The sequence below is a fragment of the Burkholderia sp. HI2714 genome (genome assembly GCF_002223085.1).
GTDB lineage: Bacteria > Pseudomonadota > Gammaproteobacteria > Burkholderiales > Burkholderiaceae > Burkholderia > Burkholderia lata_D.
This window is the reverse complement of the sequence record NZ_NKFM01000019.1, coordinates 96198-108484: the sequence shown is the minus strand read 5'-3', so window position 1 is coordinate 108484 and position 12287 is coordinate 96198. Positions and strand designations below refer to the sequence as shown.

9 protein-coding genes are annotated in these 12287 nt (G+C 68.3%); 2 read left to right on the top strand and 7 right to left on the bottom strand.

The annotated features are described in order from the left end of the window. Positions 1–195 precede the first annotated feature (195 nt). From CFB82_RS08955 to CFB82_RS08945, 3 genes are read right to left on the bottom strand one after another with little or no spacing between them, the layout of a single operon-like run. Positions 196–1653 (bottom strand): efflux transporter outer membrane subunit, encoded by a 1458-nt coding sequence (locus CFB82_RS08955; protein WP_089483938.1) that lies wholly within the window; start codon positions 1651–1653, stop codon positions 196–198. Further along, complete coding sequence (locus tag CFB82_RS08950; protein ID WP_069247915.1) at positions 1653–4790, bottom strand: multidrug efflux RND transporter permease subunit; 3138 nt, start codon at positions 4788–4790, stop codon at positions 1653–1655. Before CFB82_RS08950 ends, CFB82_RS08955 begins: the two co-directional genes overlap by 1 nt. A gap of 20 nt (positions 4791–4810) precedes the next feature. Next, positions 4811–6010, bottom strand: coding sequence for a MexX/AxyX family multidrug efflux RND transporter periplasmic adaptor subunit (locus CFB82_RS08945; protein ID WP_069247914.1), 1200 nt, complete (start codon positions 6008–6010; stop codon positions 4811–4813). Between the two features lie 150 nt (positions 6011–6160). Here CFB82_RS08945 and CFB82_RS08940 point away from each other — a divergent pair, with 150 nt between their 5' ends. Next, complete coding sequence (locus CFB82_RS08940) at positions 6161–6808, top strand: TetR family transcriptional regulator (RefSeq protein ID WP_047850920.1); 648 nt, start codon at positions 6161–6163, stop codon at positions 6806–6808. 338 nt (positions 6809–7146) lie between these two features. Further along, positions 7147–8409, top strand: coding sequence for a M23 family metallopeptidase (locus CFB82_RS08935; protein WP_069247913.1), 1263 nt, complete (start codon positions 7147–7149; stop codon positions 8407–8409). A 147-nt stretch (positions 8410–8556) separates the two neighbouring features. On the opposite strand, the gene CFB82_RS08930 is transcribed toward CFB82_RS08935, so the two are convergent. The 4 genes from CFB82_RS08930 to CFB82_RS08915 all read right to left on the bottom strand — a co-directional run bounded on the left by CFB82_RS08930 (position 8557) and on the right by CFB82_RS08915 (position 12280). Next, a complete protein-coding gene (locus CFB82_RS08930; protein ID WP_069249289.1) occupies positions 8557–9282 on the bottom strand; it encodes an amino acid ABC transporter permease in 726 nt (241 codons plus the stop codon). Positions 9283–9284: 2 nt separating this feature from the next. Continuing rightward, the gene (locus tag CFB82_RS08925) at positions 9285–10007 is read right to left on the bottom strand and encodes an amino acid ABC transporter permease (RefSeq protein WP_069247912.1); all 723 of its coding nucleotides are present in this window, start codon (positions 10005–10007) and stop codon (positions 9285–9287) included. Positions 10008–10101: 94 nt separating this feature from the next. Then, complete coding sequence (locus CFB82_RS08920; RefSeq protein WP_069247911.1) at positions 10102–10917, bottom strand: ABC transporter substrate-binding protein; 816 nt, start codon at positions 10915–10917, stop codon at positions 10102–10104. Positions 10918–11104: 187 nt separating this feature from the next. Then, entirely contained in the window at positions 11105–12280 is a 1176-nt protein-coding gene (locus CFB82_RS08915) for a fimbrial protein (RefSeq protein WP_069247910.1), read from the bottom strand. Positions 12281–12287 lie beyond the last annotated feature (7 nt).

Below are 12287 nucleotides of genomic sequence, written 5' to 3'. Positions count from 1 at the left end.
AGCGGTCGCAAGACGAGGGCTGTTCCGGAACGCACGCGTGCGGTTGCGACACGATGAAAAGCGTCCTGACCGGCCTGTCAGTGGGGAAAGATATCGCTGGAGCTGCGGTGCGGATTGAAGGAAGCGGCGGCAGCACGCCGAAGCGTACCGCCGCCGTCATGCCGCCCGACGCGTCGTCGCGTCAGGCGACAGGCGTTACGCGGATGCCTCCGCCTCGGCCGACGCCGGCGACCAGCCGCCGCCGAGCGCACGGTACAGCGTGATCGCATTCGCGAGCCTGAGCTGCTTGAGCCGGATCAGCTCCTGCCCCGACTCGTACGTGCTGCGCTGCGCGTCGAGCAGTTCGAGATACGTCGCGACACCGCCCGCGTAGCGGCGCTCGGCGAGCTTCAACCGTGCACCGTCGGCCGCATACACGTCCTGCTGTGCGGCAAGCTGGCGATCGATCCAGTCGCGCGCGGCGAATGCGTCGGCCACTTCGCGGAACGCGGTCTGCACCGTCTTCTCGTAATCGGCAACCGCGATGTGCTTGCGCGCGTTCGCGACATCGAGGTTCGCGCGATTGCGTCCGCCCGCGAAGATCGGCAGCGTGAGGCGCGGCGCGAACGTCCACACGTTCGTGCCGCCGCTGAACAGGCTCGAGAACGCATCGCTGACCGAGCCATAGTCGCTCGTCAGCGTGATGCGCGGGAAGAACGCCGCGCGCGCGGCGCCGATCTGCGCGTTGGCGGCCTTGAGGCGTGCCTCTGCCTGCCGGATGTCCGGCCGCCGTTCGAGCAGCGCACTCGGTGCACCGGGCGCCACCGGCGCGATCGACAGTGCGTCGAGCGCAGTCGTGTCATCCGGCACGTTGCGCGCGAAGTCGCCCGCGAGCAACTGCAGCGCCCGCACGGACTGCGCATGCTCGCGCTGCAGCGCAGCCTGCGATGCACGCGCGGATGCCACCAGCATCTCGGCCGAGCGCAGCTCGATCGCGTCGCTCGTGCCGGCCGCATAACGGCGCTGCGTGAGCGCGGCCATGCGTTGGCGCGCATCCAGCGTGCGCTGCGCCAGCGCGAGCTGCTCGTGCAGCGAGCGCTCCGATACGTACGCGCCCGCCACGTCGGCGATCACGCCGATGCGTACCGTGCGTTGCGCGTTCGCCGTCGCGAAATATTCGGCGAGCGCCGCATCGGACAGGCTGCGCACGCGGCCGAACAGGTCGAGCTCGTACGCGCTGATGCCGACGCCCGCGCGATACAGCCCGCTGATCGCGCTTTCGCGCACGACCGGGTCGTACTGGCGCGTACGGTCATAACCCAGATTCGCATCGACCGACGGCATCTGATCCGCGCGCTGCACGCAGTACAGCGCGCGCGCTTCCTCGAGGCGGCCGGCCGCGACCCGCAGGTCGCGGTTGTTCGCGAGCGCCGCGTCGATCCACGCCTGCAGCGCGGCATCGGTAAAGTAGGCGCGCCAGTCGTCGAGCAGCGCGGTGTCGGCGGGCGACACCTCGGCCGCCGGTGCGGCACTGCCGTCGACCGGCGCATAGGTCGCAGGCACCGGTGCCGCCGGCCGCTCGTTACGCGGCGCGAGTGTGCAGCCGGCCAGCGCGAGCGCGGCGGCCAGCGCAACCTGGGCCCGCAGCACGGCGCGGGCATTCAGCGCAAACATTATCGAGAACCCTCCATCGTCGCCGGCTGTGCCCCGCCGCGCCGGCGCGGGCCGACGTCGAACAGGCGGCCGACGATCACGAAAAACAGCGGGACGAGGAACACCGCGAGCACGGTCGCCGTGATCACGCCGCCCAGCACGCCGGTGCCGATCGCCATCTGCGCGCCGGACGCGGCGCCCGACGCGAACGCGAGCGGCAGCACGCCGACGCCGAACGCGAGCGACGTCATCACGATCGGCCGCAGCCGCAGGCGCGCGGCCTCGAGCGCCGCGTCGACGAGCGACATGCGCTGCGCGACCAGGTCCTTCGCGACTTCGACGATCAGGATCGCGTTCTTCGCCGACAACCCGATCGTCGCGATCAGCCCCACCTTGAAGTAGATGTCGTTCGGCATCATCCGCAGCGTGACGCCGAGCACCGCGCCGATCACGCCGAGCGGCACGACCAGCATCACCGCGAACGGAATCGACCAGCTCTCGTAGAGCGCCGCGAGCGCGAGGAACACGACGAGCACCGACAGCGCGAACAGCATCGGCGCCTGCGCACCCGACAGCCGCTCCTCGAACGACTGCCCCGACCACGCGAAGCCGGTGCCGGCCGGCAGCTTCCCGGCGAGCCGCTCGATCGCCGCCATCGCCTCGCCGCTGCTGTGGCCTGCCGCGGCCGAGCCGTTGATCGTGAACGACGGAAAGCCGTTGTAGCGCGTGAGCTGCGGCGGCCCGAGCGTCCAGTGCAGCGTCGTGAACGCAGCGAGCGGCACCATCTCGCCATGCGTGTTGCGCACGCGCAGCTTCTTCACGTCGTCCGGATCGAGCCGGTGCAGCCCGTCGGCCTGCACGACCACGCGCCGCACCTGCGTGCCGTGCATGAAGTCGCCGATATAGTCGGAGCCGAACATCACCGCGAGCGTCGTGTTGATCTCGTCCATCGACACGCCGAGCGCGGACGCCTTCGCGCGATCGATGTCGAGCTTCAGCTGCGGCGCGTCCTGCGTACCGGCGAACATCAGGTCGGTCAGCGCCGGATCCTTGCGGCCCGTCTCCAGCAACTGCTCGCGCGCGGCGCTGAACGTCGCGTAGTCGAGCCCGCCGCGGTTCTGCAGCCGGAAGTCGAAGCCGCTCGACGAGCCGAGATCGGGCAGCGCCGGCGAGTTCATCGCGAATACCGTCGTGTTCGGCGTGCTCGCGAAGCGCTCGTTGATACGCGCGACGATCGCCTGCACGTGCGCGTCCTCGTTCTTGCGTTCCTTCCAGTTCTTCAGCGTGACGAAGATCATCCCGCCGTTCGGCCCTTCGCCGTACAGGTTGAAGCCGCCGAGCGCATACGTGAACGCGGTCGGCTCGTCGCGGCGGATGGTCGACTCGACTTCCCGCACGCTCTGCATCGTTTCCGCGAGCGGCGTGCCTTGCGGCCGGATCACCATCACCATGAAGTTGCCCTGATCCTCGTCCGGCAGGAACGCGGTCGGCAGCTGCGTGAGCATCAGCACCGCGGCGCCGGTCAGCGCGCCGTACACGACGAGCCAGCGCACCGGCTTCTTCAGCATCTTGCCGACGCGCGTGGCATAGCGCTGCGTCGAGCTCGCGACCAGGCGGTTGAACCAGCCGAAGAAGCCGCGCTTCTCGTGATGGTCGCCCGACACGGGCTTGAGCAGCGTCGCGCACAGCGCGGGCGTCAGTGACAGTGCAAGGAAGGCCGAGAAGCCGATCGACACCGCGAGCGACAGCGCGAACTGCCGGTAGATGTTGCCCACCGCGCCGCCGAAGAACGCCATCGGCAGGAACACCGACGTCAGCACCACGGTGATCCCGACGATCGCGCCGCTGATCTGCTTCATCGCCTTGACGGTCGCGTCATAGGGCCCGAGCCCCTCCTCGACCATCAGCCGCTCGACGTTCTCGACCACGACGATCGCGTCGTCGACGAGGATGCCGATCGCGAGCACCATCCCGAACATCGTCAGCACGTTGATCGAGAAACCGGCCGCATACATCACGCCGAACGTGCCCGCGAGCGCGACCGGCACGACCAGCGTCGGGATCAGCGTCGCACGCAGGTTCTGCATGAACAGGAACATCACGAGGAACACGAGCACGCCGGCCTCGATCAGCGTCGTGACGACCTTGTTCATCGACACGCGCACGAACGACGACGTCTCGTACGGGATCTGGTACTTCACGCCCGGCGGGAAATACGCGGACAGCTCGTCCATCGTCGCGCGCACGCGCTTCTCGGTCGAGACCGCGTTCGAGCCCGGCGCAAGCTTGATGCCCATCCCGGTCGCGACCTTGCCGTTCACGTACGACGGATAGTTGTAGTCGTTGCCGCCGAACTCGACGCGTGCGACGTCGCGCAGATACAGCGCGGAGCCGTCGGCCTGCGTGCGCAGCGCGATCGCGCCGAAATCGGCCGGCGTCTTCAGCGGCGCATCGGCGAACACGGTCGCCGCGATCGGCGCGCTGGCCGGCACCGCGGCGCGGCCGATGTCGCCGATCGTCACGCGCGCGTTGTGCGCACGCACCGCCGATGCGATATCCGACGCGGTGAGGCCGTGCCCGGCCATCTTCACCGGGTCGGGCCAGATCCGCATCGCGTACTCGGCGCCCCAGAACTGCACGCGGCCGACGCCCTCGACGCGACGCAGCGCCTGCACGACGTTCGCCGACGCATATTCGCCGAGCTGCACGTCGGTCATCCGCCCGTCGTCGGACGTCAGCGAGACCACGAGCTGGATGTTGTCGGCGGCCTTCTCGACCTGGATGCCGTCGCGTCGCACCGGCTCGGGCAGCCGCGCCTCGACCGTCTTCAGCCGGTTCTGCACTTCGACGGCCGCGAGATCGGCGTTCACGCCCTGCCTGAACGTCAGGTACAGCGACGCGGCCCCCGCACTGCTGGTGGCCGACGTATACATCAGCCCCGGCGCGCCGTTCATTTCGCGCTCGATCAGCGCGGTCACCGATTCCTCGACGACCTGCGCGGACGCGCCCGGGTACGTCGCATAGATGCTGACGACGGGCGGCGCGATGTCCGGGTACTGCGCAACGGGTAGCGCGCGGATCGCGAATGCGCCGCCCAGCATGATGAAGATTGCGATCACCCACGCGAAGACGGGGCGATCGATGAAGAAACGTGCCATGGTGGTGTGGTGTTGACCAGTCAGGTTTGACGGGCGGCCGCCTGCGAAGCGGCCGCTGCCGGCGCTGCCTTCGACGGCGGCGCCTTCTCGACGGGCTTGACGGCCGTGTCGGGCGCGAACTGCGCGGCGTTGTCGACGATCACGCGCTCGCCGCCCGCGAGGCCGCGCGTGATGCGCCAGTCATGGCCGCTCATCTGGTCGGCCGTGACCTCGACGTCCTTGACCTTGCCGTTCGTGCCGACGACCCGCACCGACGAGCGGTCGGCCGCGCGCAGCAGCGCATCGCGCGGCACGAGGATCGCCCGCTGGTCGACTGCCGTGTCGAGCGCGATCCGCACATACGCGCCCGGCAGCAGCTCGCGCTCCGGATTCGGGAACAGCGCGCGCATCGCGACGGTGTCGGTGGTCGGATCGACCGCGAGATCGCTGAACAGCAGCTTGCCCTTCAGCGGATACGCCGTGCCGTCGGCGCGCAGCAGCGTCACCGCGACGTCGTGCTGCGCGATGCCCGTCGCACGCCCGCTCGTCACCGCGCGGCGCAGCGCGTCGACGTCGGCGGCCGGCTGCGAGAAGTTCACGTAGATCGGATCGAGCTGCTCGACGGTCGTGAGCGGCGTCGCCTGGTCCTGGCCGACGAGCGCGCCTTCGGTCACGAGCGCGCGCCGGGCGCGGCCCGCGATCGGCGCGGTGACGGTCGCATAGTCGAGCTGCAACTGCGCGCGCGCGAGTTCCGCCTTCGCGGAAGCAACGTCGGCCTTCGCCTGCGTGTCGGCCGCGACGGCCTCGGTGTGGTCGCGTTCGCTCACCGCGCGGTCGCGCACGAGATCGTCGTAACGGCGGCGCTTGTCGCTCGCCGCAAGCGCGGCGGCCTGCGCCTTCGCGAGCGCCCCCTGCGCGGCGTCGCGCGCGGCCTTCAACGGCGCGGGATCGATGCGGAACAGCACCGCGCCCTGCTTCACTTCCTGGCCTTCCTCGTAGGTGCGCGCGGTGACGATGCCCGCGACCCGCGCACGCACTTCCGCCTGCCGGTACGCATCGAGCCGGCCCGGCAATTCGACGGTCATCGGCACGGCCGTCGGGCGCACCGTCACGACCGTCGCCTGTTTCGCGGCCTCCGGCGCGGCGTCCTTGTCGCCCTTTCCACATCCGGCCAGGGCCAGCACGGCCGCCAGCGCGAACGGCGCCAGTCGGTGGCGCAACAGGGAGCGATTGTTATTCATGTGTGACCTCGGATCGTTCGCCACCGATAAAATGCGGCGGCTCAGGGTGGCCGATTATAATCAGTCACGACTGATTAAATACACACCGTTTCAATCTGACCGCCACACTGTCTCAATAAAACGACAGCGAATTGTAAGGAATTTCAGGACATGGCCCGCAAGACCCGCGAAGAATCGCTCGCCATCAAGCACCGGATCCTCGACGCCGCCGAGCTCGTGCTGCTCGAGAAAGGCGTGGCGCAAACCGCGATGGCGGACCTCGCCGAGGCCGCCGGAATGTCGCGCGGCGCCGTCTACGGCCATTACCGCAACAAGATGGAAGTGTGTCTCGCGATGTGCGACCGCGCGTTCGCGCGCACGTCGGAAGGCTTCGACGCGGGCGAAGGGCTGCCCCCGCTCGCCACGCTGCGGCGCGCCGCGTCGCACTATCTGCAGGAATGCGGCGAGCCGGGCCCGATGCAGCGCGTGCTCGTGATCCTCTATACGAAGTGCGAGCAGAGCGAGGAAAACGGCGCGCTGCAGCGGCGCCGCATGCTGCTCGAATTGCAGATGCTGCGGATCACGAAGGCGCTGCTGCGCCGCGCGATCGCGGCCGGCGAAGTCGCCGCCGATCTCGACGTGCACCTGGCCGCCGTCTATCTCGTCTCGCTGCTCGAAGGCGTGTTCGCGTCGATGATCTGGACCAACCGGCTGCGCGGCAACCTGTGGAACGACGCCGAGGCCATGCTCGACGCCGGCTTCGACACCGTGCGCACGTCCGCCGCGCTGCGCATCCGCGCGCACAAATTGCCGGACTGACGCAATTTGTCGTAATAAATGCTGATTTAACCCGATTTACCGCACTACGAAACGAATGAGCTGACCCCCTTTAAAATTTTTAACGTTTCGCGGAACATCGGTAGACTGACGCTGTCATCTTTCTTTAGCGTCTTCGTGATAACCGGGTACGACCCGGTCTGCACGCCGCCGTTCGAAGCGGGCCCGCCCCGCGCGTTGGGTCGAACGGAAACGACACAGGCCCCTGGCGGGGCCTGTTTTGTTGCACGCCCGCCGCCCGCCCCGTCGCTGCCCGGCGGATGTGCCGCCGGTGGACCCTGCCCACACCCCTTTGAACCGCTTTCCTGGATGTGGACACCTTGGTCAAGTCTGCCGCTACCCCTGATGCTTTCGCGCCCGGCCGCGCGCAGCGCATTGCGCGCGCACTCGTGCCGGCCGCCGTGCTCGGCGCCCTCGCCGCACTCGGCCTCGCCGCGCTGCCGGCCGTGTCGCAACTGCCGGGCGCCGTCGACTCGGGCACGGCCGCGCTGCCGCAGCGCGTGCTGTCCGACACGCCGTTTCCCACCGCGCAGCATTTCGTGACGAGCGAGCTCGCCCGCACGATCGGCGAGCGCAACGATGCCGGCGAACGCAACGACCGCAGCCAGCAGCCGGGGCTGTTCGCGCCGCTCAGCGCGCACCGCAACGACATGCTCGGCTATGCGAGCCTGTTCCAGTTCGCGGCCCCCGAAAACCAGCACGGGATGCGCGCGGGCGACATCGAGCTCACGCTGTCCGATACGCTGAACCGTCTCGACGTGCCGCCCGAGGTGCGCATCCAGCTCGGCGATCTCGTCAGCGGCAAGGTGGCGATGCGGGCGAGCGCGCAGCGCGGCGACTACTACCGCGTCGCGTTCGATACGAGCGACGGCACGCCGCGCCTCACCGCGCTCGAACTGCGCATTGCCGGCCGCACGTTCGGCGCGATCTGGTTCCGCGCGCCGGGCGCCGAGCACGGCGCGTACTACGCGCTCGACGGCTCGCCGCTCGAGGCCGCCGCCTTCACGATGCCGGTCAAGTGGACGCGCATCAGCTCGTTCTTCGGCGAGCGCATTCACCCGCTGTCGCAGGCGATGGCGTTCCACACGGGTGTCGATCTCGCCGCGCCGAGCGGCACGCCCGTCGATGCGGCGGCCGACGGCGTCGTATCGTTCGTCGGCACCGATCCGGGCGGCTACGGCCGCTATGTGATCGTCGATCACGCCGATGGGTACTCGACCTACTACGCGCACCTGTCCGCGTTCGCGCACGGCCTCAAGACGGGCGAGACCGTGAAGCAAGGCCAGCGTATCGGCTCGGTCGGGATGACGGGCGCCGCGACGGGCCCGCACCTGCACTTCGAGGTGCGCGTCGCGAACAATCCGGTCGATCCGCTCGTCACGCTCGCGAGCGCGCAGACGGCGCTGTCCGACATGCAGCTCACCGCCTTCCGCCAGGAAGCGGCGCAATGGCGCTTCCGTCTCGCGTCGATCAGTACGGCGCCGTTCGCGTTCGCGCAGAACGACGGGCCGCTGTGGGGCGATTTCGCGACCGATTCATCGACGCTGCGCGCCGTCTTCAATACGCATTACTCGGCGTCGTGATGCACGTGCCGCCCGCCGTCGCTCGATGAGCAGCGGCGCGCGCGGCCGGCCCGCTACCGTCGTGGTCCGTGCTGCCCGGCGTGCTGTCCGCGGCATACTTTCATCGATACGGCCTCGTCGGCCATTCGAAACGGCCGCGGCATGCCGTCACCGCGCGGGTTCCGTATAGTCGGCTGCCGCGTGCGCGGCGCGTTCCGCGCGCGGGCGCCGCGACAGCAGCCAGCGGGCCGCGCCGTCGAGCGACGTGCACAACACCAGATAGATCAGCGCGACGAGCAGGAAGATCGGTGCCGGATACACCATCAGCCGGTTGTTCACCTGCGTCGCGACGAACGACAGCTCCGGCACGCCGACGATATACGCGAGCGACGTGTCCTTCACGAGCGCGACCCACTGGTTGACGAACGACGGCGTCATGATCCGGATCGCCTGCGGCAGCAGCACGTAGCGCACCGTCTGCCAGCGCGTGAGCCCGAGCGACAGCCCGGCCTGCCATTGCCCGTCGCCGGCCGCGACGATGCCCGCATGCACCGCGTGCGCGAGATACGCGCCGCCGATCAGCGCGAGTGCGCACACGACCGTCGCGAGCCCCGGCACGTCCATGTGCAGCAGCATGGGCATCAGGAAGTAGGTCCAGAAAATCAGCATCAGTACGGGAATCGCGCGGAAGAAGCCGATGAACGCGAGCAACAGCACGCGCACGGGGCCGCGCGCGAGCGCCATCGCAACGCCGAGCGCGATGCCGAGCACGGCCGAGGCGACGGCCGACGCGATCGCGAGCAGCAGCGACAGCGCGGCGCCGCCGAGCGGCCCTTCCGGAAAGGCGCCGACGAGCAGGTACGGCAGATTGGCGAGCAGCAGCGAAAAATCCATCGTCAGCGCCCCGCTCCCAGCCGGTCGCGCCATTGCGTGGCGGCATACGCGCCCGCTTCGATCGCGGCCACCGCCGCGACGTACAGCACGGTCGCCACGCCGAAGGCGGCGAACGTCTTGAACGTCTCGGTCTCGACCTGCCGCGATGCATACGACAGTTCGGCCACGCCGATCGCCATCGCGAGCGACGAGTTCTTCACGAGATTCATGTATTGGCCGAACAGCGGCGGCAACGCGATGCGCACCGCCTGCGGCAGCACCACGTAACGCAGCGACTGCATCGGCGTGAGGCCGAGTGCGGCCGCCGCATCGTGCTGTGCGCGCCGCACGCCGCGCAGGCCGGCTTCGCACTCCTCGGCGACGAACGCGGCCGTATAGGCACTCAACCCGACCCAGCCCGCGACGAACTCGAACGACGGCCACGCAAGCGTGAACGGGCCGATGCTCGACGCATGACGCGCGTTCAGCCACGCGATCCATGTATCGGGCAGCAGCGACGCGACGCCGAAATACCAGAACAGCAACTGCACGAGCAACGGCGTGTTGCGGAACGTGACGACGTACGCGGCCGCCACCTTGCGCGGCGCCGTGCCGCGCGCATGCCGCATGACCGCGAGCAGCAGCCCGCCGGCGGTCGCGACGACGGCCGACGCGGCCGCGAGGCCGAGCGTCAGCAGGAAGCCCTGCCAGAGCCAGGACAGATATTTGGGAGCCAACCCGAGCATGCTGTGTTGCGGGCGCGAAGCGCGCGATCGGAAGAAAACGGAAAGCGCCGCGCGGCCGAGGGTCCGGCCGGTCGCGGCGCGCGTGCGATGCGGATCAGGTCTTGTCGCCGATCCGGAAGATGCGCGTGAGCGGCGTCTTCGTCGTCGGCCCGAACCATGCGTCGTAGATCTGCCCGGCGCGGCCGTTGGCCTCGAGCCCCTTCAGCGTGTCGTTGACGAAGCCGAGCAGGCGCGTCTCGCCCTTCGGCACGCCGACGCCCATGTAGTCGTTCGAGATCGTGAACGCCGGGATCTCGTAGTTCTGCTTGTCGGGCACGTTCGCGAGCAGCCCGATGAGCTTCGGGCCGTCCTGCGTGATCGCCTGCACGTTGCCGGCGCGCAGCGCGGCGAACGCGAACGGCGTGTCGTCATACGCGACGATCGTCGTCTTCGGGAATTTCTCGCGCAGCGTGATCTCGTTGGTCGTGCCCTTGTCGGCGCCGACGCGCAGCGCGTTCAGCTGGTCGGCCGATTTCAGCACGCCCTTCTTCGCGAGAAACTGCTGGCCCGACGAGAAATACGGAATGCTGAAGTCGACCTGCTTCGCGCGCTCGTCGGTGATCGTGAAGTTCGCGAGCACGAGATCGACCTTGCCGGACGTCAGGAACGGAATGCGGTTCGCGGGGTTGGTCGGCTGGAGCTGCAGCTTCACGCCGAGCTTGTCGGCGAGCGCCTTCGCATAGTCGACGTCGAGGCCGACGATGTGATTGCTCTTGCCGTCGACATAGCCGAACGGCGGGTTGCTGTCGAACGTTGCGACGCGCAGCACACCGGCCTTCTTGATGTCGTCGAGACGGTCCGCGTGCGCGACGGCGCCGGCGGTGATGAGCGCAGCTCCGACGAGCCACGTAGCGAGCGTGTGGAATTTCATGAGCACGACCTGATTTGTTATGAAGGCCGCCGCGGATCGCGCGGCGGCCCGGTTCGAAGAACATCACGACGGATGTGTGTCGTCGCGAAGCCGCTAACGTATCAGCGCGTGCGGCGAATCCGAACCAACAAATGGTGCTTTGCTCTGCGGGTTTCGTGATGAGGAGCGCCCGTTGCGGTGCGCGCCATCACGGAAACGTAAACGTGAATTCCGCCGCCCCGTTCGCGCTTCCGGGCCGCAGCTCGCCATCCGTGCCGGTGCGGATGTACCGCGCGCTCAGCGGGAGCGTCGCCAGGTCGCCCGTGCGCCGCATCGGATAGGCGGTGGCCGTGCCCGGTTCGCCATAGGCAATCCGCTCGCCGGTCATCTCGTTCGTCATCACGATGTTGAATCCGTGCGCGACCGGCTGGCCGGCCGCTGCGTTCAGCTGCAGCAGCGTCTTGTCCGGATTCGGCTGCACGGCCTTGTCGCGGAAACTGATCGACGGCTTCGCCGCGGCCGCACACTGGCTGAGCGTGATATCGAAACTGACCGGCTTCGACATCGCGTGCAATGTCGGAAAATTGTTGATCGCGAAATTGCCGAGCGTCACCGGCACGATCATGTTCGACCCGATCTCGCAGCGGTTCGGCACGTGGATCTCGCACTCGCTGCCGATGCAGACGTTGCCGACGCCGACAAACGCCTTCAACTGCTTGCACAGGTTCGGGGGCGTCGTCTGCTCCGGCACCGTCACGGGGCTTCCCTCCGACGCGACACCTTTCGGCAAGTCGATCGCATAAATCGCGACGGTCGGATTGCCCGGCAGGTTATTGACGACCAGCTTGCCCTGCGGCAACTGCGAAACCGGCTTGTCGAGCACCAGAAACTGCCGGAAGCGCATCACCCGCGAGTCGATACCGCCTTCACCCGAGCGAACGAGCGCGTGCTTCGCGGTCGCCATCGGCAGCACGCTTTGCTGCAGCATGCGCTCGACGCTATCGCCGGACACGCCGGCCCATTTGAAGCCGATACCATTGACATTTGTTTGCGCGACACCGTTCTCGACGAGACTGCCCGACGTCCAATGCGCCGCACTCACGAGTTCGTGCGCCGTCGGAGCCGAGCCGTACGTGAACGAGACGAAGAGCGTCACGGTGCGTTGATACAGAATCGCGTTTACCGGGGTCGTACTCGTCAACGGCGTCACCATGCGCCAGGCCGACGCGTCGATGTTGCTGAAACTGCACTCCAGCGCCGTCGCGCCGGTACTGCCTTGCGCCATGACGTGCGTGCCGAAGGCAAGCATCATGTATCCCGCCATCGCCAGGCGACGCAACGCCCGGCCGACTCGCCCGGGCCTGCGCCATTGAATCGTCTTCATGCTGTCT